22 protein-coding genes and 1 tRNA gene are annotated in these 23,747 nt (G+C 63.6%); 18 read left to right on the top strand and 5 right to left on the bottom strand.

Going from position 1 to position 23,747, the window contains the following annotated elements; all coding sequences use genetic code 11:
• The first annotated feature begins 209 nt into the window (after nt 1-209).
• From AB5Z25_RS08950 to AB5Z25_RS08915, 8 genes are all read left to right on the top strand, one after another.
• On the top strand, nt 210-473 hold the full coding sequence (locus tag AB5Z25_RS08950; RefSeq protein WP_022094575.1) for an HPr family phosphocarrier protein: 264 nt from the start codon (nt 210-212) through the stop codon (nt 471-473).
• 133 nt (nt 474-606) lie between these two features.
• A complete protein-coding gene (gene ptsP, locus AB5Z25_RS08945) occupies nt 607-2,310 on the top strand; it encodes a phosphoenolpyruvate--protein phosphotransferase (RefSeq protein WP_035138206.1) in 1,704 nt (567 codons plus the stop codon).
• 74 nt (nt 2,311-2,384) lie between these two features.
• On the top strand, nt 2,385-3,317 hold the full coding sequence (locus AB5Z25_RS08940) for a 1-phosphofructokinase family hexose kinase (RefSeq protein ID WP_006233969.1): 933 nt from the start codon (nt 2,385-2,387) through the stop codon (nt 3,315-3,317).
• A 189-nt stretch (nt 3,318-3,506) separates the two neighbouring features.
• The gene (locus AB5Z25_RS08935) at nt 3,507-4,439 is read left to right on the top strand and encodes a 1-phosphofructokinase family hexose kinase (RefSeq protein ID WP_006233968.1); all 933 of its coding nucleotides are present in this window, start codon (nt 3,507-3,509) and stop codon (nt 4,437-4,439) included.
• 164 nt (nt 4,440-4,603) lie between these two features.
• Nucleotides 4,604-5,998, top strand: a complete 1,395-nt coding sequence (locus tag AB5Z25_RS08930) for a CCA tRNA nucleotidyltransferase (RefSeq protein WP_368135346.1) — start codon at nt 4,604-4,606, stop codon at nt 5,996-5,998.
• A gap of 127 nt (nt 5,999-6,125) precedes the next feature.
• Nucleotides 6,126-6,202: transfer RNA gene (locus AB5Z25_RS08925), tRNA-Glu, on the top strand.
• A gap of 151 nt (nt 6,203-6,353) precedes the next feature.
• On the top strand, nt 6,354-7,661 hold the full coding sequence (locus AB5Z25_RS08920) for a lysylphosphatidylglycerol synthase transmembrane domain-containing protein (protein WP_368135345.1): 1,308 nt from the start codon (nt 6,354-6,356) through the stop codon (nt 7,659-7,661).
• A gap of 116 nt (nt 7,662-7,777) precedes the next feature.
• Complete coding sequence (locus AB5Z25_RS08915; protein ID WP_368135344.1) at nt 7,778-8,389, top strand: TetR/AcrR family transcriptional regulator; 612 nt, start codon at nt 7,778-7,780, stop codon at nt 8,387-8,389.
• Between the two features lie 112 nt (nt 8,390-8,501).
• On the opposite strand, the gene AB5Z25_RS08910 is transcribed toward AB5Z25_RS08915, so the two are convergent.
• The 5 genes from AB5Z25_RS08910 to AB5Z25_RS08890 form a co-directional block, all read right to left on the bottom strand.
• Nucleotides 8,502-9,818, bottom strand: coding sequence for an ABC transporter ATP-binding protein (locus tag AB5Z25_RS08910; RefSeq protein ID WP_368135343.1), 1,317 nt, complete (start codon nt 9,816-9,818; stop codon nt 8,502-8,504).
• Nucleotides 9,819-10,841: a FecCD family ABC transporter permease gene (locus AB5Z25_RS08905; RefSeq protein WP_225093538.1), complete on the bottom strand. Its 1,023-nt coding sequence runs from the start codon at nt 10,839-10,841 to the stop codon at nt 9,819-9,821.
• Nucleotides 10,842-10,863: 22 nt separating this feature from the next.
• Nucleotides 10,864-12,435 (bottom strand): ABC transporter substrate-binding protein, encoded by a 1,572-nt coding sequence (locus tag AB5Z25_RS08900; RefSeq protein ID WP_368135342.1) that lies wholly within the window; start codon nt 12,433-12,435, stop codon nt 10,864-10,866.
• 4 nt (nt 12,436-12,439) lie between these two features.
• A complete protein-coding gene (locus AB5Z25_RS08895) occupies nt 12,440-12,973 on the bottom strand; it encodes a hypothetical protein (protein ID WP_368135341.1) in 534 nt (177 codons plus the stop codon).
• A gap of 145 nt (nt 12,974-13,118) precedes the next feature.
• On the bottom strand, nt 13,119-14,045 hold the full coding sequence (locus tag AB5Z25_RS08890) for a sirohydrochlorin cobaltochelatase (RefSeq protein WP_368135340.1): 927 nt from the start codon (nt 14,043-14,045) through the stop codon (nt 13,119-13,121).
• Between the two features lie 458 nt (nt 14,046-14,503).
• On the opposite strand from AB5Z25_RS08890, the gene cobM reads away from it, so the two are divergent.
• From cobM to cobS, 10 genes are read left to right on the top strand one after another with little or no spacing between them, the layout of a single operon-like run.
• On the top strand, nt 14,504-15,295 hold the full coding sequence (gene cobM / locus AB5Z25_RS08885) for a precorrin-4 C(11)-methyltransferase (RefSeq protein WP_260699637.1): 792 nt from the start codon (nt 14,504-14,506) through the stop codon (nt 15,293-15,295).
• A 1-nt stretch (nt 15,296) separates the two neighbouring features.
• The gene (cbiD, locus tag AB5Z25_RS08880; RefSeq protein WP_271740310.1) at nt 15,297-16,481 is read left to right on the top strand and encodes a cobalt-precorrin-5B (C(1))-methyltransferase CbiD; all 1,185 of its coding nucleotides are present in this window, start codon (nt 15,297-15,299) and stop codon (nt 16,479-16,481) included.
• Nucleotides 16,474-16,707 (top strand): SAM-dependent methyltransferase, encoded by a 234-nt coding sequence (locus AB5Z25_RS08875; RefSeq protein WP_346976490.1) that lies wholly within the window; start codon nt 16,474-16,476, stop codon nt 16,705-16,707. The genes cbiD and AB5Z25_RS08875 overlap by 8 nt, the downstream gene beginning before the upstream one ends.
• Nucleotides 16,708-16,755: 48 nt before the next feature.
• Nucleotides 16,756-17,841 carry a cobalt-precorrin 5A hydrolase gene (locus tag AB5Z25_RS08870; protein ID WP_368135347.1) on the top strand — a complete coding sequence of 362 codons (1,086 nt, stop codon included), beginning with the start codon at nt 16,756-16,758 and terminating at the stop codon, nt 17,839-17,841.
• The gene (gene cobJ, locus AB5Z25_RS08865; RefSeq protein ID WP_138374713.1) at nt 17,841-18,584 is read left to right on the top strand and encodes a precorrin-3B C(17)-methyltransferase; all 744 of its coding nucleotides are present in this window, start codon (nt 17,841-17,843) and stop codon (nt 18,582-18,584) included. The genes AB5Z25_RS08870 and cobJ overlap by 1 nt, the downstream gene beginning before the upstream one ends.
• Nucleotides 18,572-19,921, top strand: coding sequence for a precorrin-6y C5,15-methyltransferase (decarboxylating) subunit CbiE (cbiE, locus tag AB5Z25_RS08860; RefSeq protein ID WP_138374712.1), 1,350 nt, complete (start codon nt 18,572-18,574; stop codon nt 19,919-19,921). Before cobJ ends, cbiE begins: the two co-directional genes overlap by 13 nt.
• Nucleotides 19,918-21,300, top strand: a complete 1,383-nt coding sequence (locus AB5Z25_RS08855) for a cobyrinic acid a,c-diamide synthase CobB (RefSeq protein WP_238022974.1) — start codon at nt 19,918-19,920, stop codon at nt 21,298-21,300. The genes cbiE and AB5Z25_RS08855 overlap by 4 nt, the downstream gene beginning before the upstream one ends.
• The gene (locus AB5Z25_RS08850; protein WP_138374711.1) at nt 21,293-22,435 is read left to right on the top strand and encodes a nicotinate-nucleotide--dimethylbenzimidazole phosphoribosyltransferase; all 1,143 of its coding nucleotides are present in this window, start codon (nt 21,293-21,295) and stop codon (nt 22,433-22,435) included. The genes AB5Z25_RS08855 and AB5Z25_RS08850 overlap by 8 nt, the downstream gene beginning before the upstream one ends.
• Nucleotides 22,432-22,980, top strand: a complete 549-nt coding sequence (locus AB5Z25_RS08845) for a bifunctional adenosylcobinamide kinase/adenosylcobinamide-phosphate guanylyltransferase (protein WP_138374710.1) — start codon at nt 22,432-22,434, stop codon at nt 22,978-22,980. The genes AB5Z25_RS08850 and AB5Z25_RS08845 overlap by 4 nt, the downstream gene beginning before the upstream one ends.
• Nucleotides 22,935-23,744, top strand: a complete 810-nt coding sequence (cobS, locus tag AB5Z25_RS08840) for an adenosylcobinamide-GDP ribazoletransferase (protein ID WP_368135339.1) — start codon at nt 22,935-22,937, stop codon at nt 23,742-23,744. Before AB5Z25_RS08845 ends, cobS begins: the two co-directional genes overlap by 46 nt.
• Nucleotides 23,745-23,747: the final 3 nt, after the last annotated feature.

The following is a 23,747-nucleotide window of genomic DNA, read 5'->3' as shown; positions in this document are numbered from 1 at the left end:
AGGTATCGGGTTCCCACATTCATCCGCACATGTGCGGATGAATGTGGGAAGTGTTCGGATGAAGTTGATAATCAAGGACAAACACATCTGTCCAACAATTCGTCCGAAACATAATGAAAAACCGTTTGATGTGAGTTAATATAAACAACGTCGTGAATCTGACTCCTGCCACATGCATGACAGGGGTTAAACACAAAAAGGAGTCAACTATGGTTTCTGAGAAGGCTACCCTCGTTAATCCTCAGGGTCTGCACATGCGTCCGGCTGGTCTGTTCGCCTCCACCATGGGCAAGTATGCCTGTGACGTGACGGTCGTCACCCCCGAGAAGGAGGTCAACGGCAAGTCCCCGATGGCCCTCATGGCTGCTGGTATCCCCTGCGGTACCGAGGTCGAGGTCAAGTGCGACGGCGCTGACGAGGCCGAGGCTCTGGCTGCTGCCATCGAGCTCATCAAGAGCGGTCTTGGCGAGTAGAACTCAAACGGGTCGCATGTTGAACAACTAAGTTCATATTTGGGGGCGCAGTGACCTGTTGTAAGGTAGCTGCGCTCTTTTGTCATGGATATGGCAAAACGCTTTATCATATGACACGGAGAGAGGAATGGGAATGTATCAGGGAGTCAACGCTTCCGAGGGCATCGGTATCGGCACCGTCATGGTCGCCGTCGATCCCGACTTGACGTTTGAGCCGCACGAGGTTGCTGATTCGGCAGCAGAGAAGGAGCGCTATCAGTCCGCTCTTTCGGTCTTCTGCGAGAAGACCCAGGCTCAGGCCGACCACATGAAGGAGACGGTGGGCGAGGCCGAGGCCGAGATCATGAGCGGACACATTGTCCTGGCTCAGGACCCGGGCATGACCGACGCCATTAACGCCGCCATTGACGGCGGCACCTGCGCCGAGCAGGCGCTCATGGACACCTCGACCATGTTCGAGAACATGTTCCTGTCCATGGACGACGAGATGTTCCGTCTGCGCGCGGCCGACATCGCCGACATCCGCACCGGTATTCTGGCCGAGCTGCTGGGCAAGGAGGTCGTCGACCTCTCCGTCCTGCCCGAGAACACTGTCGTTGTCGTGCACGACCTCACGCCGTCCATGACCGCCACGATCGATAAGGCCCACGTTGCCGGTATCGTTACCGAGACCGGTGGCCGCACGTCGCACTCCGCGATTATTGCGCGCGCCCTCGAGATCCCGGCTGTCCTTTCGGTTTCCAACAGCTGCACCGCTCTGCGCAACGGCATGACCGTTGTCGTCGACGGTGGCAAGGGTATCGTCGAGGCCGATCCCGACGAGGAGACGCTCGCTGCCTACACCGCCAAGGCCGAGGCCTTCGCTGCCGAGAAGGCAGCCCTCGAGGCCTTCCGTGGCAAGCCGTCCGTGACTGCCGATGGCATCAAGAAGATCATCGCCTGCAACATCGGTAACCCCGATGACGTGCCCAACGCGCTCGATCACGACGCCGAGGCTATCGGTCTGTTCCGCTCCGAGTTCCTGTTCATGGACTCTGCTGAGCTCCCTTCCGAGGAGGAGCAGTTCAACGCCTACCGTAAGGTCGCCAGCGCGCTCAAGGGTGCTCCGGTCATCATCCGCACGCTCGATGTGGGTGGCGACAAGGAGATTCCGTATCTGCATATGGTCAAGGAAGACAACCCCTTCATGGGCTTCCGCGCCGTGCGTTACTGCTTGGCCAATCCCGACCAGTACAAGGTCCAGCTCCGCGCTCTGCTGCGCGCTAGCGCCTTCGGTGACGTCAAGATCATGATCCCGCTCGTCACCTGCGTCGAGGAGGTCTTGGCTGTCAAGGAGCTCGTCGAGCAGTGCAAGGCCGAGCTGACCGAAGAGGGGCGCAAGTTCAACGAGAACATCGAGGTCGGCATCATGGTCGAGACGCCTGCCGCTTCGCTGCTCGCAGACCGTCTTGCCGAGGTCGCCGACTTCTTCTCCATCGGCACCAACGACCTGATCGGCTACACCATGTGCGCCGACCGTGGCAACGACACCATCTCCAACCTGTACCAGGTTTACTATCCCGCCGTGCTCCGCTCGCTCAAGAACATCATCGAGAGCGGCGTGAAGGCCGGCATCATGGTCGGTATGTGCGGCGAGGCCGCTGCCGATCCGCTGCTCGAGCCGCTGCTGATCAGCTGGGGCCTGGAGGAGTTCTCGATGAGTGCTCCGTCGATCCTGCGCGCCCGTAAGACCATCAGCCAGTGGACCAAGGCCGAGTGCGACGAGCTCGCCGAGAAGGCGCTCGCCTGCAACACCGCCGCCGAGGTCAAGGCGCTGCTCGAGTCCGCAGCTCGCTAATTTGGTATCAGAGGTAACCGCGTGGTTGGAATGGGCCGGCCACGCGGCCCTCACATATACAGGGGGTACTGTAAATGTTCTACACGCTAACCGCTAACCCGGCTGTCGACATGACGGTTTCGAGCTCTCCGCTCGAGCCCGACGAGAACGTCCGCACCGGTTCGGCCAGCTACACGGCTAACGGCAAGGGCCTCGACGTGTCCTTCGCCTTTAAGAAGATGGGCGTCGACACCGTCGCGCTCGGCTTCTTCGCTGGCTTCACGGGCAAGTTCATCGTCGAGGAGGTCATGAACCTGGGTTGCCTCTGCCGCCCGGTCTGGACCGACGGTATCACGCGCATTAACACCTACGTCAACGATGGCCAGCACGAGTACGGCATCCTGAACCCCGGCGCCCCGATCACGCCGCAGCACCAGGAGGAGCTCTACAACATCCTGGACACCGCGGGCGATCTCGAGTGCCTGATCGTCTCCGGCTCCGTGCCTCCCAAAGCTACGCCCGACTTCCTGGCTCAGGTCATGGAGCACGCTCAGGCTCGTGGCGCTGACGTCGTCCTGGACCTGTCCTCCGATAAGCTCAAGGAGCTCGCTCACAAGAAGCCGCTGCTCATCAAGCCGAACCATCACGAGATGAAGGCCATCTTCGGCGTGCCGGTCGACACCGACGACGAGGTTCGTGTCGCCATGAAGATGGCTCACGACGCTGGCGTTCAGAACGTGCTGCTCACCCGTGGTAGCCGCGGCGACGCTTACTTCTCCAACGGCGAGGACATCTGGTACGCCAAGCGTGAGTTCAACATCAAGCTGGTCTCTTCCGTCTGCGCCGGCGACTGCACCCTCGCTGCGTTCCTGCACAAGTGGTACAGGGATCGCGACAACGTCGAGGAGGCCATGAAGCTCGCTATGGCCACCGGCGCCAACGTTGCCGAGTCCGTCGGCATTGGTGACTTCGGTCACGTCGACGAGTACAGCAAGCGCGTTGCTGTCCGCAAGCTCGATCGGCAGTAATCGAAACGCGACATATTCGTGCGCATGCGGCGCCCCGGTTTCGGCCGGGGCGCCTTTTTTGTTCCGCCATGGGGGAGAGGTGTCCTGCCGTACTTCATCGCTTCCACACCGTTCACCGAGTTGTCCTAGCCTTTTACCGATGCGTGGAATATACTTTCATTAACACGTTGCTTCGTGAAAGGAACATTCATGATTTACACGCTCACTGCTAATCCCGCCATTGATTACAACATCGCCTGCGATGGCCTTACTGCCAATACCGTCACGCGTACCCGCAATGCCGTCTACACGCCCAACGGCAAAGGCCTCAACGTCTCGTTTACGCTTGACCACTATGGTGTCGACACCACGATCCTGGGTTTCTTCGCCGGCTTCTCGGGTGAGTTTATCGTTAAGGGCGCCGAGGCCCTGGGCGTGCCCGTCAAGCCCGTGTGGACCGACGGTATTACGCGCGTCAATGTGTTTCTCAACGCCGGTCCCGACACCGAGTACAACATGGTCAATGCCGGTGCCGCCATCAATGAGGCCAACGAGCAGGAGATGTTTGAACTTATCGATTCGCTCGATGACATGACCTGCCTGGTCATCAGCGGCTCGCTGCCTCCCAACACTTCCGAGGGCTTCTTGGCCGAGGTCCTGCGCCGTGTCAAGGCCAAGGGGGCCGAGTTCGTCCTCGACATCTCGAGCCATCAGCTGGCAGACCTCATTGCTCTGGAGCCACTGCTGATCAAGCCCAATGACGACGAGCTGCTTGACATCTTTGGCATCAAGGTGAGCGGTGGCGACGACGAGTCCGTCAAGGGCGCTATGGCCGAGCTGCACGCCAAGGGCGCCAAGAACGTGCTGCTGACCCTTGGTGGCGCCGGTGCGTACTTCTCCAACGGCGAGCATATCTGGTTTGCCAACCGCACCTTCGACGTCAAGCTGCTGTCGACGGTGTGCGCCGGCGATTCCTCGCTCGCTGCCTTCCTGTCCGTGTGGCACGACGCCCCCGAGCGCGTCGAGGACGCCCTGCGCCTTTCGATGGCCACTGGCGCCAACGTGGTCGAGTGCCCCGGTCTGGGTGATTTTGCCAAGGTGGACGAATATAAGAAGCACATCGAGGTTCGCCAGGTCTGCTAGTTCCGGCACCTTGTCTGAATAGTTTGATTATTTCGCATCCGTCTTAGACTAGGACGGATGCGTTTTTGTTTATCGGACTTGCGTGTGCAGTGGAGACTGTTTCTTGCTAGACTTCTTGCAGACGCAATCGATAGCCAATTTGATAGTCGCAGGAGGCCATAGGCATGTGCAATGTTTCGCTCAACGGTACTCAACCGTCCGATGCGTCCTTGCGCGTCCTGCGCGCGCTTGAGGCGGCTGGTCTTGAGGCTTGGTACGTGGGCGGTTGGGTGCGCGACGCCCTGATGGGGTACCCCAGCCACGATGTTGATATGTGCTGTAGCGGCCTGTGGCAGGAGTCCAAAGCGGCGCTCGAGGCCGCCGGCATCGCGGTTGTGGAGTCGGGCATTAAATTTGGCGGAATCACGGCTATTTCCGATGGCGAGCGTATCGAGGTCACCACGTACCGTCTGGATGGCTTTTACACCGATGGTCGCCATCCCCAGAGTGTGGAGCGTGCCGCCTCGCTCGAGGACGATCTGGCGCGCCGCGACTTTACCGTCAATGCCATGGCCTGGCATCCCGAGCGCGGGCTTGTCGACCGCTACGACGGCCAGGGTGACTTGGAGCGCAAGCTGATTCGCGCTGTCGGCGATCCCAAGCGTCGCTTTAACGAGGACGCCCTGCGCATGCTGCGTGCGGTGCGCTTTGCCTGCCGTCTGGACTTTATGATTGAGCCCGAGACCAAGCGTGCGCTTGCCGAGTGCGCGCCGCTGCTCGATGCCGTGGCGCGTGAGCGTGTGGGTATTGAGCTCGAGGGCATTCTTTCGACCGGTCATGGGGGAGACGCGATGCTCCGCTATCCCGAGCTCATCTGCGCCGCCGTGCCCGAGTTGGCAGCGGGTCGCGGGTTTGATCAGCGCAGTGTCTATCATGCGTTTAACGTCTACGTGCATATCGCCCGTGTGCTGACGGTGGTGGGGGAGCTCGCGCTGTGTGACGGCGTCGCGCCCTCGTCGAGCCTTATGTGGGCGGCGTTTTTGCACGATGTGTCCAAGCCCGAGTGCTTCACGGTCGATCACGCCGGCAGCGGACACTTCTACGGTCATCCCGAGCTCGGCGCCAAGAAGGCGCGCGTCATTATGGATCGCCTGGCTCTCTCGCACGACCTGGTGCGCGACGTGTGCCTGCTCATCAAATATCACGACAAACCGCTGCGTCCCGAGCGATCCTGCCTGCTCAATATGATGTGTGCGCTTTCTGGCGAGGGCGTCGACACGCCGCGTTTGATGGACGAGCTCATGGATCTTAAGCGTGCCGACACGCTCGGCAAGGCCCCGTCGTGCTTCTATTACGTTGAGACGATTGAGGAGATGCGCGCGATGGCGCACGAGCTGCTGAAGGCGGGGGAGCCCTATACGCTCAAGATGCTCGCCATCAACGGCGGCGACCTGATCCGTGCCGGAGTCAAGCCCGGGCCGGAACTGGGGCAGCTACTCAACTCCGCCCTCGACGCCGTGATCGAAGACAAAATCCCCAACGAGCGCGAAGCTCTTTTGGTCCATCTCAACTTGAATTAGCTACCCAGTTTACCTGTGTGTTCCATAACCTGCCGACAATTTTTCGGCAATTTGGAATTTCTTCTTGCGCTGATGTTTTTTGTCCCGTAATATATTTCCTCGCAGCACGGCAGTGCAGATGTCATGTGGCCCGTTCGTCTAGCGGTTTAGGACGCCGCCCTCTCAAGGCGGAGATCACCAGTTCGAATCTGGTACGGGCTACCACGCATCTGATACCCGGACTTCCTATGGAAGGCCGGGTTTTTTTATTTTCAAACAACCGTCTGCAATTCCCGTTTGAACCAGAGCTTTGCGTTCTGCCTATGGCCCTTACGGGTACAATATCCAAGATATTTTGACTGTTAGAAGGAGTCTCATGACGGAGTCCTCTCAGCATACGTCTAAGCCCCAGGTCGAGGTTGAGGCCTCGGGCGGAGATGACAATAAGAGCGCACGCCGCGGCGCCATCTTTATCGGCGTCGTGCTGGTAGGTTATATCGTCTATCTGGTGGTAACCGGGCAGATGGGGCAGTTCTGGGCCGCTATGTCGAGCGTCCAGGCGTCATGGCTCGTTGTCGCGTGTCTTTGCATGTTCATGTACCTGTTCTTTGGCATTGTGGCCTATGCGATCGCCGTCTGGCTCGATCCCAATTCGCCCGTCGGCATCCGCGACCTGATCTCGGTCGAGGCGAGTGGCATCTTCTTTGGTAACCTGACGCCCATGATGATGGGCTCCACCCCGGCTCAAATCTATCGCCTGACCAAGGCCGGCCAAAACGTGGGCGAGGCCGGCGCCACGCAATTCACGCGTTTTATCGTGTACCAGTTTGGCCTCGTTGCCTGGGGCGCTATCCTACTGCTTGCTCGCATGCCGTTTTTTGCCGAGCGCTATGGCGACATGACGTTGCTGTGCGTCTTTAGCTTTGGTGGGCACTGCTGCATCTTGCTGGGCATCTTCGCCGTCGCGCTCATGCCTAAGACCGTCACGCGCGTCGCCCATTGCATCATTAATTGGCTTGAGCGCATTGGTGTCTCGGCCACTAAGATCGAGGGATGGCGCACGTTTGTCGATGGCGAGATCTACTCCTTCTCCGAGAAGTTCAAGCTTTCAGCCGGACATTTTTCTTCCATGCTGCTCACGGTGGTCATCACCATGCTGCAACTTGCGTTTTTCTATCTGGTTCCGTATTTCCTGATGCTTGCTTTTGGCCATCACGAGGTCGACTTTTTCTCGGTCATGGCCGCGAGCGCCTTTGTCCAGCTGCTGAGCTCTGCGGTCCCCTTGCCCGGTGGAACTGGTGGCGCTGAGGGCGGCTTTGCATTGTTCTTGGGTCATTTCTTTGGGTCGGCTTCGACCGCCGGTTATCTGCTGTGGCGCCTCATCACGTTTATTGCGCCTACCATTTTGGCTGCGCCCCTGCTGGGACTTAAGAGCGCCCACAACGAGAGCATCCATGCGCGCTGGGATCGCGTGATGCGCAAGCTCGGCCGCACGCCTCAGACGCCCTCTGCGCCCACTAAGCCGCACCCCACGAATGCTGTTACCGTTGATCCCAAGAAGCACGCTCAGAAGGCTTCTGGGACCGCTAAGCCGGCTCATAAAGCCTATGTGCGCCAGACGGGCGACGGTATTCGCGTATCTCCGTCGGCGCTCAATAAGAAGAAGCATCCTAAGTCGCAGTAGGACAGTCGTGCGTTCTTCATGATGCGGGGCATATTTGTGCTGTATGGGGGATAATCCTCTTACGTAGATTATCTCTCATCTGTTGATGAATGCCCGCATATCGAAGGGACACGCCCATGGCCACCAGCAAACCGCGTATTGATCGCCGCATCGTTCGCAGCCGCAATGCCATCCTTTCCGCGTTCGAGCGTCTGCTTATGGAAAAGCCGCTGGCAGACATTACGGTGAGTGCCATCGCGCGCGAGGCCAATGTCGACCGCAAAACCTTCTATGTGCACTTTGGCACGGTTGACGGCCTGCTCGATGCCGTTGCCGTCGATGTAGTGGAGATGATTGTCGATTCGGTCGAGAAGACGCTTTCCTCCATGGACGGCGACACCAACGAGCGCGCCCTGGGCGCGGCGGCGACCTTCTTTAAAACCGTTAACGAGGCGCTGTGCAACAACCTCGTGCTCAATCGTCAGCTGATCGAGAATATTCCGCTCGATGATTTTATGGCTCGTCTTCGTGCGCCGCTCGAACACGAGATTGCCGAGCGCGATCTGCTGCCCCAAGGTCTCAAGGACGAGATGTTCGATTACTATCTGGCGTTTTTGCTGTCGGGTATTATTGGTATCTATCGCACGTGGGCACTGTCTGACGGTTCGGTTCCTATCGAGCGCGTCTCGGAGGTCGCCAACGACCTCACGCTCAACGGCCTGTCGAGTCTGGAATCTCGCTTGGATTAGGCCTAGTTGGGCTCGTCGGCGTGGAAATCCCTGTTCACGAGGTTCTCCGGCGCCTTGGAGACCTCGCCGGCGTAGGAGCTGTAGCCTGAGGATCCTTAAAAGAAAGTCCAGTTTATTCTTCCCACTCCAAATGGGAATCCTCCGATGCGCCTTCGCACGCTTGCATGACCTCGATACCATGCGAGTGTGCGAACTCGACGAGCTCTGCGTTGCGGGCGTTTAAGGTGCCGAAGGCAGCGGGGCACACGATAAGGCGCGCGCAGTGGATGAGGAGCTCTATGGCGCGGGCTATGGTTTTATCTCCGATCGTCTCGAAGGCGCGCTCGGCCACGCATTCCGCCGCCAGGTCGCGCGCGAGCTCGCAGTCGATGTCTCCTTCGTGCAGAACGCCCGCGTAGAACGCTTTGCCCTGCCGGATGAGCTGGCGAAACACAGCTGACCCCGTACCTGCGCCGGCGATGACGAACGTGTGCGCATCGCCGTGTGGGCGCCCAATTTCCACGCTGCCGAAGCGCTCGTTGAAGGTGCCATGTTTAAGGCCGTAGAGCTCGCCAATCGTCTCGCGCGTGAATATGTCCTCGGGTGCGCCGGCGCGGAAGACCCGGCCGTCCTTCACGCAAATCACCTTGTCGGCGCTTTTCTGCGCGAGCTCGAGTTCGTGGATGGACATGATGATAGCCACATTTCGCGATTTCGCAAGGTGGCGAAGTATTCGCAGCAGGTCGATCTGGTAGCGGATATCGAGATACGACGTGGGCTCGTCGAGCACGAGCACGCGCGGATCCTGCGCGATGGCGCGTGCGAGCATGACGCGCTGGCGTTGCCCGTCGCTTATCTGCATGAAGTCGCGCTCGGCGAGCTCTTCCACATGTGCGGTTTTCATGGCCTCGTCGACCCGACTATGGTCGTCGGGCGAGAGTGTGCCCATTCGCCCGGTGTAGGGATGCCTTCCCGCCTCTACGATATCGCGGCAGGTGAGGAGCTCGGTCCGGGGGCGATCTGTCAGCATAACGGCAAGGTTCCTTGCGAACTCCGCCGTCTTCCATCGGGAAATCTCCCGCCCGTCGAGCTCGACCGCGCCGGCAAGCGGTGCCAGATGGCGTGTGATGGTTTTCAAGATGGTCGACTTGCCCGAGCCGTTCGGCCCGATGAGCGCCACGACGTCGCCCGCGCGAACCTCCAGATCGACGCCTTCGACTACGACCTTCTTGTCGTAGCCCGCCGACAGGTCGCTTATGCGGAAAAGCGGCGCTCCGTCAGCCTGCGTTTCGACCGGGGTTTCGAGGTTCGACTCCGCTCGAAGGAGGCGTTCCGCGCGCAGTTCCGCACGAGCCGAAAGTGTCTTCTGGCGCTTTCGTGCGAGCTCAGGACTGTCTAAGCATGGAATGTCCCCTCCGAGCGTTTTGGGCCGCGGCACGAATTCCCCCATCTACCTCACCCGCTTCTTCAGCATGAGCGCGATAACCACCGGCGCGCCGAAGATGGCGGTGACGGCGCTGATGGAAAGCTCGACGGGAGAGAACAGCGTGCGCGCGATCAAATCGCAACCCGCGCAGAAGATGGCGCCTCCCAAGAAGCACGCAGGAATCACGCGGATGGGCTTCGACGACTTCAGCGCCGACTTCACGAGATGCGGAACCGCGATGCCTACGAACGACACCGGACCAGCGAACGCGGTCACGCAGGCGGAGAGCATGCTCGCTAGAAGGACGAGCACCACGCGGAAGCGTGCGACGTTCACGCCGACGCTTTTCGCGTAGGCTTCTCCCAGCTGGAAGGCGGAAAGGGGCTTCGATATCGCGAATACGCATGCGCTCACGGTGATCACCACGACCACGATGACCGCGATGTCGTCCCAGCTCGAACCCGAGAAGCTACCCAAAGACCAGTTGTGCAGGTTCACGATGGACTGGTCGTCGGCGAAGGCGATAAGGAAGTTCGTTGCCGCCGAGCAGATGTATCCCACCATGACGCCCGCCACGATGAGCATGGCCATGGAACTTATGCGCCGTGCGATGAGGAGCACGAAGCCGATGGTGATAAGCGAGCCCAGAAACGCTGCGGCCACCATGGCCGGCGAGGACATGGCCTGGTTCGCGCCCAGAAGTACGATCATCGTAAGTGCGACGACGAACTTTGCGCCCGAGGAGACGCCCAAGATGAACGGGTCGGCGATGGGATTGTTGAAAAACGTCTGCAGCAGGAACCCGGAGAGCGAAAGTGCCCCGCCGAGAAGCACGGCTGAAAGCACGCGCGGCAGGCGAATCTCCCAGATGACTTGGCTTTCCATGGAATTGGCCGCGCCGCCCGAAAGGATGCCGGGGATGTGGTCTGCGGGCACGAGCACGCTCCCGATGCACAGGTTGGCCCCGACGAGCACGATGAGGGCAACAGCGAGCAGCGCCGTCACGACGCGACACCGCGCGGCGCGCCCCGATTCGTCGTATGTCATGGAAAGCCGGCTTCTCATGACGCTAGCCGAGCTTCCTCAGATAATGGAAGTCGCTCGCGTCATCGCCGGTGAACGCCCCGTGCAGCTCGTCGATAATGTCGGCGGTAGAAGTCATCTGCTGGTACATGTCGGCGCTTGTGACCCAGACGTTGCCGTTCTTCACGGCCTTGAACTGCGACAATAGCGCGTTTTTGCCTACGAAGTCGTTCAAGGTGGCAACCGATTCGTCGATGGTGCCGTTGTAGACGATGATGTCGGCATCCTTCGCTGTCGCGTAGAAGCGCTCCATTTCGAGCGTTACTGACGAACCTGACGTCGACGCCGTCTGCGCGTCATCGAGCGCGTAGTTGCCGCCTGCAAGCTCGATCATCTGCGCCACATAGTCGCCCGCCCGCCGCGTGACGGCGGCCCCGTTCGAGTTAATGTAGAAATACGCCACGGTTTTACCTGACGACGCGAGCCCCGACGTTTGCTCGACGCGGGCCTTCTGCTCGTTGAACAGGTGCGCGGCCTCGTCTTCCTTGTCGAACAGGACGCCGAAAAGCTTAATCCACTCGAGGCGCCCGAGTGCTTCGGGCTCGCTCGACGACTGTTCGGTGAGCACGACGAGCCCGAGCTTCTGCAGCTTTTCCTTCACATCGGGCGTGTGGTTGATCATGGTGTTCTCGATGGCGAGCGTGCAGCCCGAGGCCGATATTCGCTCGTAGTCGGGCGCGCTGTACTTGCCGCCGTAGGCGATCGCCCCACTTTCGAGTGCGCTTTTGAAGCCCGCGACCGAGCAATCGTCGGCCTTCGTGCCCGACATGATGATATTGTCGTTCGCATCGAGCGCGTCGACCAGGCACATCGTCGCCGACGACACGAGGTACACCTTGTCGGCGGGGCGCCTTATGACCACGATGTCGGAGCTCAACCCATCAGGTACCTTTGCATCTTGCGGCACCACGAGGAAGCGCTCCCCGTTCGAAATGCAGATAAGCCGCAGGCCGCCTTCGTACTCGTCGACAGTGAAGTGCTCGGCGTATTCAAGCTGAAGCGCCCCCGTCGGCTCCCAGCCGCAGCCCAAATCTGCGTTGTGGAAGTCGGCCGCGGCGCTTGAAGGCGTTCCCGCAGGGGAGCCGCCGCTTGCATCGTCGCCCGTTTTCTCCTTCATGGTGGATGAGTCGAAGTGGAGCGTGTAGTCGATGGTGTGCGGCGTCGACATGGCGACGGTCTCGGCCGACACGGCGATGTCCTCGTCGAGCGTGACGGGTATTTCGAACGTGGAGTTGCCGCCGTCGTTTACGGGCGCGTAGTCCACGCCGTCTACGGTCATCTTGTCGTAGTTCGAACTCGACCAGGTGATGGTCGCGGTGTAGGTGTCGCCATCCTTCACAATTGTGGTGGGTGAGGCGATGCTTGCGCGCCCTGACCCGCCGGAAAGCGAGACGCTCACAGTGTATTCCTGAGAGCCCGCCGTGCCACCGGTCACGTTCGGGCTCGCACTGCACCCCGCGAAGGGAAGCGCAAGCAATGCGACGAGAACGCAGGCGATCGCGCGCGTCGCGATGCTGCGGCGCTTCCTGCTTTCCCCCTTGGGAAGAATCGACCGCATGGCGTTACTTCAGTGCGTCGGCGAGCAGATCGACGCCGGCGGATTCGAATACGAGCGTGCGGTCGTACCACTGCTCTTTTCTAATACTCCACGCGGCGCAGGCGGTGTCCTCGTCGAGCGCTTCAACGGGCACGTCGTAGGTGTACTTGCCTTCCGCGTTTTCCACATAGGGGATGAAGTCGGCCTCGCTCGCGGCGGCAGCCTCGTCGCCCGTGCCCATGAAGAGCTTTCCGTAGCCCGTGCCGGAAAGCGTCATCACACAGTGCATGGAGCCGTTTTCCACGATGAGCTGGGCGTCCACAATCCTGAACATGTTCGAGCTGGAATCTACGGTGATCGGATAGGTGCCGTCGGCCACCTTGTCGGCGGTGATGGGGGCAGCGCTTGCGCCCTCGGGCGCATCGGCCGCCTGTTCGGTCTTTTCCTGGGAATCGGCATCGCTTGCCTTTGCGCTGTCGATTGAATTTCCGCCGCAGCCGGCGAGCGAGAACGCGAAAAGCGCCGCTGACAGGGCGAAGGCGAGGGTTTTCTTCAACATGGAGGGGGTTCCTTTCAATCGCTTCGACCGCCCGCGCCGTGCGGTGGGCGGGCGGGATGCGAATGCAACGGGCATGCGCCGTCAGTCGGGGAAGGCGCATGCCCGTTGCACGGGGACGCGACCGGCGCCCCCGTGCGCGGCGAGTTTACAGCTTGGCGATGGCGTCGTCCACGTGCGCGACGTAGATGTCGTCGACCGCGACGTTCTGTCCCAGACCCTGGAGCAGGCACGTCACTTCGAAGCCGGCGGCCACGAACTTCGCAGCCCAGCTGTCGGGGTCGGTCTCGTCTGCCATGTCGTTGTTCGCGTGGTCGCCCGCGACCACCATGAACGGCGCGAGCACGGCCTTCTTGTACCCTGCGGCGCTCGCGGCGGCGATAACATCCTCGCAGGTCGGTTCAGCCTCGACGGTGCCGACGAAGAACTGCGTCAAGCCCTCGTTCTTGAACACTTCCTGCATCTTGGCATAGTCGGCGTTGGAATCGGCTTCGGTGCCGTGGCCCATGAGGCACAGCGCCGTCTTGCCGTCGTCGAAGGACGCCATGTTCTCCTTAATGGCGGCGGCCACCTTCTTGTAGTCGTCGTCGGAGGTGAGCAGCGGGTCGCCGAGCGAGATCTTGTCGAACTTGTCGGCGTACTTGTCGAGTTCGTCTTTCACGTCGGCGTATTCCAGGCCAGCCATGAGATGCGTCGGCTGCACGACGATTTCCTTCACGCCGTCTTCCACGCAGCGGTCGAGCGCCTCGGTCATGTTGTCGATCGTGATGCCGTCGCGCTTCTTCAGCTTGTCGATGATGATCTGCGCGGTGAAGGCGCGGCGGATGTCGTAGTCCTGCCAGTACTTCTCGCGGATAGCGTCTTCGATGGCGCCGATGGTGATGTGGCGCGAGTCGTTGTAGCTCGTGCCGAAGCTCGTGACGAGGATGACCGGCTTCACGGCCTTCTCCTTTTCACTCGATTTCTCGGAACTCGCGGAGGTGTTGGAGCAGCCCGCGAGCGCGACTCCGGCGAGCGCGACGGCTCCGGTTGCTGCGGCGCCCATGAAGCCGCGGCGTGACATCTGGTCGGACATGGTTTTTCCTTTCCTCGGTTTGCCGGTCCCCCGGCGACAGTTGCTTGTCGGCACAAGCGAAAGAAAAGCGCACCCCTCGGGGTTCACAAGGAGCTAACGCCACGGCGATGCCGTGAGGAAAAGGCGAAGCAGTCTGGCTTGGGGCGCGAGGCGGTTTGCCCGCGCGTCCTATACAGTAATGTCCCTTGCCCAGGATTCCCACCTGGTTCCCTCCGCAAGCCAGCGCGGGCTGTGCGGGCGCCGCGCCGGTCATTTCCTTTTATCCGATTGTCATATGCTCGTTGCCGAAACTTTTACTATGATAGTGGGCACTTGTGAACGTGTCAAAGCCAGGGCGGGCGGCATTGCGCCTCCTGCCTGCGTATTTGCGCCGATTGCCACCGCAGACGCCGTGTTTTGCCCGCTGCGCGAAGGGCGGCGTAAACGGTTGAGATGAGAAACAGGAAGGGAAGGCTCGGATGATTCATATCGTTGGCGCAGGCTCGGGCGCCGCCGACCTTATCACGCTGCGCGGGGCGCGCCTTCTGCGCGCGGCCGACGTGGTCGTTTGGGCGGGAAGCCTTGTGAACCCCGAGCTGCTCGCTGAGTGCAAGGAATCCTGCATCGTCTACGACAGCGCGCACATGACCTTGGAGGAAGTGCTCGACGTGATGTGCGCGGCGGATGCGCGGGGCGAGGAAGTGGTGCGCCTGCACACGGGCGACCCGTGCCTGTACGGCGCCATCCAGGAGCAGATGGACGCACTCGACGCGCGCGGCGTGGACTACGAGGTGGTGCCCGGCGTGTCGAGCTTTTGCGGTGCCGCGGCGGCGCTTCGCCAGGAATACACGCTGCCGGGAATCAGCCAGTCGGTCGTGATCACGCGGCTTTCCGGGCGCACCCCCATGCCCGCGGGCGAGAGCATGCGCACCATGGCGGAAAGCGGCTCGACTATGGTCATCTTCCTGAGCTCGGGTATGCTCGCCGAGCTTTCCGCCGAGCTTTTGGCCGCGGGCCGCAGCTCCGACGAGCCGGCGGCGCTCGTGTACAAGGCGACCTGGCCTGAGGAGCGCGTGGTGCGCTGTACAGTGGGCACGCTCGCCGATGCGGGCGCGCGAGAGGGCATCGACCGCACGGCGCTCGTGGTGGTGGGCCGCGTGCTCGGAGCTCGCGGCGGACTTGCGCACGACGGCGCGCAAGCGGAGTCGTACGAGCGCAGCAAGCTTTACGACCCTTCGTTTGCCACGGGGTATCGGAAGGCGAGCAGCTAGCGTGGCCTTCGAGCACTACATATATACCGGGACGACCCGCCTGCGCTGCGGCTACACCACGGGGAGCTGCGCCGCGCTCGCGGCGAAGGCGGCCTGCGAGATGCTCTTGTCACGAAAGCCCGTCGGCCTCGTGTCGATCGTCACCCCCGGCGGGCTGCCCGTCGAAGCGAACGTGGTCGACGCATGCATCGGTGAGGGGTGCGCCCAGTGCGCCGTGCGAAAGGACGCAGGCGACGATGCCGATGTGACCGACGGCGTGCTCGTGTACGCGCGCGTGGAACATGCGGGGTCGGGCACGGGTGCTGCGGGCAGCAAGGGCGTGCCCGCGCGCGAATCGGAAGTTTCCGTCGATGGCGGCGTGGGCGTGGGGCGCGTGACTTTGCCCGGGCTCGAGCAGCCGGTGGGGGCGGCCGCCATCAACGCGACGCCGCGCGCGATGATCACTTCGGCGGTGCGCGAGGTGTGCGCCGCGCACGGCTTTTCTGGAAATATTGCTGTGACGATTTCGGTACCCGAGGGTGTTGCCCTTGCCGAAAAGACCTTCAACCCGCACCTGGGGATAAAGGACGGCATCTCCATCCTGGGCACGACGGGCATCGTCGAGCCGCGCAGCCTCGCTGCTTTGCGCGACAGCATCGAGCTCGAGATTCGGCAGCATGCGGCTATGGGGCGGCGCGGAGTCGTGCTCACGCCCGGCAACTACGGCGGGCAGTTCATCTCGGGGCATTTCCACCTAAACGGTGCGCCGGTGGTCTTTATCTCCAACTTTGTGGGCGATGCGATTGATTGCTGCGTTCGCGAGGGATTTACTAATGTCCTTCTTGTGGGACACATCGGCAAGTTGGTGAAGGTCGCGGGCGGCATCATGGACACCCATTCGCGTACCGCCGACTGCCGCGCGGAGATTCTGGCCGCCCACGCGGCCTTGGCCGGCGCGGGCGCGAAGACCGTGCGTGAGATCCTGTCGTCGGTCACGACCACGGCGGCGCTCGAGGTAATCGAGGCCGCCGGCGTGGGGGACGCTGCGCGCGCCTCGCTCGCTGCGGCAATCGAGGACAGGTTGCGCCGCCGCGCGGCGGGCGCATGCGACATCGCCGCGGTCGTGTTCGACGCCGAGCGCCGCGAGCTTTTCCGCACGTCGGGCGCCGATGCAGTTATCGGGAAATTGGGGGCGACGTATGAGTAAAGGCGTTCTGTACGGGGCGCGCCGTGCAATCGGCTGGCCGGGGACGAAGGTGGTCATGAAGGCGCGCCGCTCGCTTGCGGACACGAAGCGCTTCCTTTGCGAGGAGGGTGCCTTCGACGGTGCCGAGCTTGTAGAGGACTGTGGGCTTCCGGGCGAGCGCGTGTACCGCTCGCTCGACGATGTGCCCGATCGGGGCAGCTACTTCTCGACGATGGTGGTGCGCTAGATGAGGGTTTCCTGCATAGCGTTCACTGAGAGGGGGTATGCGTTGGCGGTGCGCACCGCACACGCGCTTTCCGATTGCGCACAGACAGGTGAAGACGACCCTGGCTGGGACGTTTCCGTTTCGCGCGGGTTCGGCGAGGGGAAGGCCGACCTGCGCGCATGGACGGCGCTCGCGTGGGAAGCGTCGGACGCGCTTCTGTTCGTGGGCGCGGCGGGCATCGCCGTGCGGGCGATCGCGCCGCATGTCGCTTCGAAGGCAACCGATTCCGCGGTTGTGGTGATTGACGAGGCGGGACGCTTTGCCGTCCCGCTTTTGTCGGGGCATTTGGGCGGTGCGAACGAGCTTGCGCAAACTGTGGCCCGCGCGGTAGGGGCCATCCCCGTCATCACCACGGCGACCGACGTCCGCGGCGTGTGGGCGGTGGATACGTGGGCGCGCTGTGCGGGGCTCGCCGTTTCGAATCCCGAGGCCATCAAGCGAGTGTCGGCGCGGCTGCTTTCGGGCGGGCGCGTGGCGCTCTATTCCGACATGCCGATTTCGGGACAGCCGCCTGAGGGGGTTGACATTGCGTCCGACCGCGCTCGGGCCGATATCGTCGTGTCGCCGTTCGCTGGCGCGAATGCAGGTGCGTCCGTTCGTGCGGCGGAGACAACGGGCGAGGTCGTGCCCGCCGGTGAGACGGGGAAGCCGGCGGGCGTGCGGGCGCAGGCGCCTGCGCCCGAGCCGCTTCGCCTTGTCGTGCCCTGCATCGTTGCGGGCATAGGATGCCGTCGCGGTGCGTGCGCCGAAGCGATCGAGGAGGCGTTTCTTCTCGCGTGCGGGCAGGTGGGTATCTCGCCTTCGGCCGTGCGCGAGGCGGCGACGATCGACGTGAAGGCGCACGAGGAGGGTCTGCTCGCCTTCTGCTGCGCGCGCAATATCCCGCTTGCGACGTATTCCGCAGAGGAGTTGTCGCAGGTCGAAGGCAGCGTTTCGCCATCTGATTTCGTGCGCGCGACGGTGGGGGTCGACAACGTGTGCGAGCGGGCAGCGCTCGCGGAGGGGGGCAAACTTATCTTCCCGAAGCTCGCTCACGGCGGCGTGACCGTCGCGTTTTCCAAAGTATCTATCGAACTTTCGTTTAAGGAGCGGTGATGGGAAAGCTCTTCGTGGTGGGGATCGGCCCGGGCGGCCCCGACGGCATGACGATTGCGGCTCGGCGCGCGCTCGAGGCGGCCGACATCGTTGTTGGGTACACGAAATACGTGGAGCTCGCGCTTGCCGCCGTGCCCGACGCGGCGCATCTCGCGACGCCGATGATGCACGAGGTCGAACGGTGCCGTCTGGCGCTTTCGCGCGCGCAGAGCGGAGAAGCCGTGGCGCTCGTGTGCAGCGGTGACGCGGGCGTTTACGGCATGGCGAGCCCCGTGCTGGAGCTTGCGGAGGACTACCCCGATGTAGACGTGGAAGTTATCTCCGGGGCCACCGCGGCTCAGAGCGGGTCGGCGGTGCTCGGCGCCCCGCTTGCCCACGACTTCGCGGTCGTGTCGCTCTCCGACCTGCTCACGCCGTGGGAGGTCATCGAGCGCAGGCTCGCCGCCGTGGCGAGCGCCGACTTCTGCATCTGTTTGTACAACCCGCGCAGCAGAAAGCGCGCCGACAGGCTCTCGCGCGCGGCGAAGATTATGCTCGAATGGAAGGCCCCCGACACGCTCTGCGGCTGGGTACGCAACATCGGGCGCGAGGGGCAGCAGTCGGGCATGTGCAGGCTCTCCGAGCTGGGGGAGCTCGACGCCGACATGTTCACCACCGTGTTCGTCGGCAACGCGGACACGAAGCGCGTAGGCGGCCGTATGGTCACGCCGCGCGGGTATCGGGAGATTCCATGCGAAAGGTAACGATAATCGGGGCGGGGCCCGGAAACCCCGACTTGCTCTCGCGCGCGGCGCTCGACGCGATCGACATCGCCGATGTGGTCATCGGCGCTCATCGCGCGCTTGCCGGCATCGACGTGCCGCCCGACGTGGTGAGATGCGAGCTCGTGAAGACGGCGGACATCGTCGCCGCGCTCACCGATGCGGCGTCGTGGCAGCGCGCCGTGGTCGTGATGACGGGCGATGTGGGGCTGTTCAGTGGCGCGCGCCGCCTGGTGGAGGCGCTCTCCGGCGACGCGCAGGTGGACGTGCGCGTCATTCCCGGCATAAGCTCAGCGTCGTATCTCGCCGCGCGCCTCGCGCGTCCATGGCAGGATTGGCGCTTCGCGAGCGCTCACGGCGTGGCGTGCGACATCGTGGCCGAGGCCGAGCGCGCAGGTGAACTCTTCCTCGTCACGTCGGGCGGGGAAGACCCCTCGCGGCTTTCGGGTGAGCTTGTGCATGCGGGCTTCGGGGACGCGCGCGTGACGGTGGCCGAGCGCCTGTCGTACCCCGAGGAGCGCATCACCTGCGCGACCGCAAGTGAAATTGCAGGTCAGACGTTCGACGACTTGAACGTGATGCTTATCGAGTTCGCAGGCGGCGCCGGCTCGCCCGCGGGCTCTAGCGTAGCCTCTGAGGCGCCTGCCGGTGCGTCTGCGCCCACGGCGGCTTCTTCCGCGGCGGACTCTGCGGGCGCATCCCGCGCCGCGAGCTCCCGCTGGCCGTACGCTTCCTCGGGCATTCCCGACGAGCTCTTCATCCGCGGCGACGTTCCCATGACCAAGCAGGAGGTGCGCGCCGTCGCGCTCGCGAAGCTGCGCCTTACCGCGACCGACACCGTGTGGGACGTCGGCGCCGGCACGGGGAGCGTGTCGATCGAGGCGGCGCTCGTCGCGCGAGTGGGGTCGGTATGGGCGGTCGAGCGCAACGCGGCCGGCGTGCGGCTCATCCGAGAGAACGCGGATGCATTCGGCTGCGGCAACGTGCATGCGGTCCCCGGTGTCGCCCCCGAAGCGCTCGCGAAACTGCCCGTCCCCGACGCCGTGTTCGTCGGCGGGAGCGCGGGTGAGCTTCCCTCCATCGTGGAGGCGGCGCTCGAGAAAAACTCGCAGGTTCGCCTGTGTGTGCCATGCGTCACCGTTGAGACGCTCACCGAGGCGTGCGCGCTCCTCTCGGGTTCGCGCTTTAAGGGGTTCGAGGCGTGCCAGGTGTCGGCCGCCCGCGCCGAGGCTGTAGGCTCGCACCATCTTATGAAGGCGCAAAACCCCGTGTTCCTCGTCAGCGCGCGTGGTGCAGGTGGGGAAGGCGGCGCCCGGTGAGCACGACCATCCCGCGCTTCATGGTCGCTGCGCCCTCGAGCGGGAGCGGCAAGACGGTCGTTACGTGCGCGCTCCTGCGCGCGCTCGCACGCCGCGGCCTTGCATGCGCGGCCTTCAAATGCGGCCCCGACTACATTGACCCGCTCTTTCATCGTCGCGTCGTGGGTGCGCGCTCGGGCAACTTAGACGGCTTCTTCACCGACGCCCCGACGCTGCGCGCCCTGCTCGCACGCGGCGCCGCGAGTGCGGATGTCGCGGTGCTCGAGGGGGTCATGGGCTTCTACGACGGCATGGCGCCCGGCGTGGCCGACGCGAGCAGCTACCAGGTTGCGCGCGACACGGAAACGCCGGTCGTTTTAGTGGTGAACGGGCGCGGGGCGTCTTTATCGCTCGCCGCCGTAATCCGCGGCATCGCCGAGTTCCTGCCTTGTGCGAACGTGCGCGGCGTCGTGTTGAACAAGACGAGCGCCGCTGCCTGCGCCTACGCGGCGCCTGCGATCGAGAAGCACACGGGCGTCGCGGTTTTGGGGAATATCCCCGCCGACGAGGCGTTCTCGCTCGAAAGCCGGCATCTGGGGCTTGTGACCGCCGACGAGGTCGAGCAGCTCTCCGCGCGCATCGACAAGATGGCCGAGCTGGTGGAAAAGACCGTCGACGTCGACCGCTTGCTCGAAACAGCGGCGACGGCACCCGATATCCGCGAGGAACCTTACCGGTTGGAGCCGATCGCGGGAGCGCGGCCCATCGTCGCCGTCGCCCGTGACGAGGCGTTCTCGTTCTACTACGAGGAGAACCTGCGCGCGCTCGAGGACCTGGGTTGCGAGCTGGCCTTTTTCAGCCCCTTGTGTGATAGTGAGTTGCCCCGGGGGACAAGCGCCCTCTATCTGGGAGGCGGCTACCCGGAGCTCCATGCGCGGCAGCTCTCCGAGAACGCGCCTATGCGCGAGGCGGTGCGGCGCGCGGTGGAATCCGGCATGCCGACGGTCGCCGAATGCGGTGGGTTTCTGTACCTGCAGCGTGAAATCGCCGATAGCGAGGGGCGGCGCTGGCCTGTTGCGGGCGCCCTTGAAGGCGCAAGCGAGAACGGGGGAAGGCTGTCCCATTTCGGGTACGTGGAGCTCACTTCCCAACGCGACGGGCTCTACGGGCCGCGCGGCACACGCATCCGCGCGCACGAGTTCCACTACTGGCAGTCCACCTGCCCGGGCGGCGACTTCTGGGCGCAGAAGCCCCGGCGCGACAAGGGCTGGCCGTGCATGACGACCACCCCGTCCCTGGTTGCGGGCTTCCCGCATGTGTACTATCCTGCGAACCCCGACGTTGCGCGCACGTTCGCGTCTGCCGCAGCGTCGTTCGCAGAGAGGAGACGGCATGGCTGAAGCAACCGAAACCGCGTTGGCCTGCATCCGCGAGGAAGTCGAGCGCGCGTTCTCGTCGGCGCCGGGCGCCGTGCTCGAAGCCGCGCTCTCCCGGATCGCGCCCGCAGACGAGTGCGCCCGCGCCGCCGCGTACGCCGAGTGGGACTCCATCGCGCATCCCTTGCGGGGATTGGGCGACTTTGAAGACGCCGTCGCGTGTATCGCCGCGGCTCAGGGGAGCGCCGAGGTGGCCGAGTTTCCCCGTGCACTCGCGGTATTCTTCTCCGACAACGGGGTCGTTGCCGAAGGCGTGTCGCAAAGCGGGCAAGACGTGACGCGAGCCGTCGCGCGCAACATGTGCGAGGGGGCCACGAGTGCCTGCCGCATGGCGGCGTTCGCGGGTGCCGAGGTCGTGCCCGTCGACGTGGGTATGGCCCGGGGCATAGAAGACGCGCGCATGGTGCGCGCGAACGTGCGGCGGGGGAGCGACAACATCGCGCACGGCGCCGCTATGTCTCGCGATGGGGCCGTGCGCGCAATCGAGGTCGGAATCGCCGTCGCGTGCGGGCTTGCCCGCGCCGACGTTCGCCTTCTCGTCGCGGGCGAGATGGGCATCGGCAACACGACCACCTCGGCGGCGGTGGCCGCAGTGCTCCTCCGGGCGGACGCGCGGAGCCTCGTCGGGCGCGGCGCGGGGCTCTCGGACGCCTCACTCGCGCGCAAGCGCGACGTGGTCGAGCGCGCTATCGACGCGAACTCGCCCGATCCCGCCGACCCGATCGACGTGCTCTCGAAGGTGGGCGGCTTCGACATCGCGGCGATGTGCGGCTTCTACCTGGGGGCCGCGGCCTCGAAGGCGCCGGCGCTCCTCGACGGGGTAGTATCCTGCACGGCGGCCCTGTGCGCGGCGCGCCTGTGCTCCAACGCCTTGGGCTACCTCGTGGGCACCCACGCATCAAGTGAACCCGCAAGCCAGGAGCTCCTTCGCGAGCTCGGCATAAAGGCACCCCTCGACGCAGGCATGCACTTGGGCGAGGGCGCGGGCGCCATGGCGTATCTGCCCCTTCTGGATTCGGCGCTGCGCGTGTACCGGGATGGGAAGACGTTCACGGCGACCGGCATGGCTGCTTACGAGCATTTCGAGGCCTGGAAATGACGGTGACGCTCGTTATCGGCGCCGCCGCGAGCGGCAAGAGCGCCTACGCCGAGTCCCTGTGCCTCGGGCACGACGGGCCCCGCGTGTACCTGGCAACGATGGAGCCCTTCGGGGAAGAGGGCGCCCGCCGCATCGCGCGCCATCGGGCGCTGCGCGAGGGCAAGGGGTTTTCCACCCTCGAGCGCACGCGTGACGTGGGCGCCGCAGTGCCCGGGCTTCCGCGCGGCTGCACGCTTCTTTTGGAGGACGTGGGCAACCTGGTTGCGAACGAGCTCTTCCCGGAAGGCGGCTTGCCCCCACGTGACCCCGACGCTGCGGCGCGCGAGGTGCTCGGAGGCATCGAACGGCTCGCTCAGGCCGCTGTGCATACGGTGGTGGTCACCGTCGACGTGTTCGCCGATGGGATGCGCTACGATGAGGGGACCGAGGCGTGGAGGCGCGCGCTCGCGCGCGTGAACGAGGGCGTGACGGCGATGGCCGACCGCGCAGTCGAAGTGGTATGCGGGATTCCCGTGTGGATGAAAGGCGAAGGACCTACAAGGTGAAGATAGCAGAGGCAATCGGCGCGGCGTTCGGAACGTTCTCGCGCATCCCCGTCCCGAAATCGGCCTGGACCGATTTCGGGTCAACCCATGCGCTTGCCGCGTTTCCCCTGGTGGGCCTTGCGGAAGGCTTCCTCATGACGGCGTGGGGGTACGTGGCTAACCTGCTTGTCGTGCCCGCGACCATCGTCGCGGCCGTGCTCGTGGCGCTGCCTGTGGCGGTGACGGGTGGCATCCACCTAGACGGGCTCTGCGACACCTCCGATGCGCTTGCAAGTTGGGCCCCGCGCGAGCGAAAGCTCGAGATCATGCACGACCCGCGGGCGGGCGCCTTCGGGGTCATCGGTGTTGTCGTGTACCTTATTCTGCAGTTTTCCCTGTTCACCGCGCTGCCGCTTACGGCGGGGTCGTTCCTCGCGCTTCTGTGCTCGCTCGTGTTCTCCCGCGCGCTTTCGGGGCTCGCCGTTGAATGCTGGCCTGCCGCGCGGGCGGACGGCATGGCCGCGGGGCTCTCGCCTGCGAAGAAGCGCGCGGCGATCGTCGTGCCGCTTTGCGCTTTCGCTACGGCTTCGGCTGCAGGGATGGTCGCGTGCGCTCGGGCCGTCGGCGCCCTTATGGCGGTGGCGGGGCTTTTGGCGCTCGCGTGGTACCGCCATGTTGCCCTGTCCCGCTTCGGCGGGGTGACGGGGGATTTGGCCGGATGGTTTCTGCAATGGGCCGAGCTCGCGATGCTTGCTATGCTGGTGGCGGGGGGCATGCTCCTATGATGC

It is taken from the genome of Collinsella aerofaciens (genome assembly GCF_040910325.1).
GTDB classification, from domain to species: domain Bacteria; phylum Actinomycetota; class Coriobacteriia; order Coriobacteriales; family Coriobacteriaceae; genus Collinsella; species Collinsella aerofaciens_BL.
The sequence above is the reverse complement of the archived record's forward strand: the minus strand, read 5'-3'. Positions and strand labels throughout refer to the sequence as shown.

Bases quoted from the DNA above. Each gene is read 5' to 3' on its own strand.
- cbiE (WP_138374712.1), top strand. From the start codon at position 18,572: ATGCGAAAGGTAACGATAATCGGGGCGGGGCCCGGAAACCCCGACTTG.
- AB5Z25_RS08930 (WP_368135346.1), top strand. From the start codon at position 4,604: ATGTGCAATGTTTCGCTCAACGGTACTCAACCGTCCGATGCGTCCTTG.
- AB5Z25_RS08940 (WP_006233969.1), top strand. From the start codon at position 2,385: ATGTTCTACACGCTAACCGCTAACCCGGCTGTCGACATGACGGTTTCG.
- AB5Z25_RS08910 (WP_368135343.1), bottom strand. From the start codon at position 9,818: ATGGGGGAATTCGTGCCGCGGCCCAAAACGCTCGGAGGGGACATTCCA.
- AB5Z25_RS08950 (WP_022094575.1), top strand. From the start codon at position 210: ATGGTTTCTGAGAAGGCTACCCTCGTTAATCCTCAGGGTCTGCACATG.
- AB5Z25_RS08850 (WP_138374711.1), top strand. From the start codon at position 21,293: ATGGCTGAAGCAACCGAAACCGCGTTGGCCTGCATCCGCGAGGAAGTC.
- AB5Z25_RS08920 (WP_368135345.1), top strand. From the start codon at position 6,354: ATGACGGAGTCCTCTCAGCATACGTCTAAGCCCCAGGTCGAGGTTGAG.
- AB5Z25_RS08895 (WP_368135341.1), bottom strand. From the start codon at position 12,973: ATGTTGAAGAAAACCCTCGCCTTCGCCCTGTCAGCGGCGCTTTTCGCG.
- cobM (WP_260699637.1), top strand. From the start codon at position 14,504: ATGATTCATATCGTTGGCGCAGGCTCGGGCGCCGCCGACCTTATCACG.
- AB5Z25_RS08890 (WP_368135340.1), bottom strand. From the start codon at position 14,045: ATGTCCGACCAGATGTCACGCCGCGGCTTCATGGGCGCCGCAGCAACC.
- AB5Z25_RS08935 (WP_006233968.1), top strand. From the start codon at position 3,507: ATGATTTACACGCTCACTGCTAATCCCGCCATTGATTACAACATCGCC.
- cobJ (WP_138374713.1), top strand. From the start codon at position 17,841: ATGGGAAAGCTCTTCGTGGTGGGGATCGGCCCGGGCGGCCCCGACGGC.
- ptsP (WP_035138206.1), top strand. From the start codon at position 607: ATGTATCAGGGAGTCAACGCTTCCGAGGGCATCGGTATCGGCACCGTC.
- AB5Z25_RS08845 (WP_138374710.1), top strand. From the start codon at position 22,432: ATGACGGTGACGCTCGTTATCGGCGCCGCCGCGAGCGGCAAGAGCGCC.
- cobS (WP_368135339.1), top strand. From the start codon at position 22,935: ATGCGGGATTCCCGTGTGGATGAAAGGCGAAGGACCTACAAGGTGAAG.
- AB5Z25_RS08875 (WP_346976490.1), top strand. From the start codon at position 16,474: ATGAGTAAAGGCGTTCTGTACGGGGCGCGCCGTGCAATCGGCTGGCCG.
- AB5Z25_RS08900 (WP_368135342.1), bottom strand. From the start codon at position 12,435: ATGCGGTCGATTCTTCCCAAGGGGGAAAGCAGGAAGCGCCGCAGCATC.
- AB5Z25_RS08915 (WP_368135344.1), top strand. From the start codon at position 7,778: ATGGCCACCAGCAAACCGCGTATTGATCGCCGCATCGTTCGCAGCCGC.
- AB5Z25_RS08905 (WP_225093538.1), bottom strand. From the start codon at position 10,841: ATGACATACGACGAATCGGGGCGCGCCGCGCGGTGTCGCGTCGTGACG.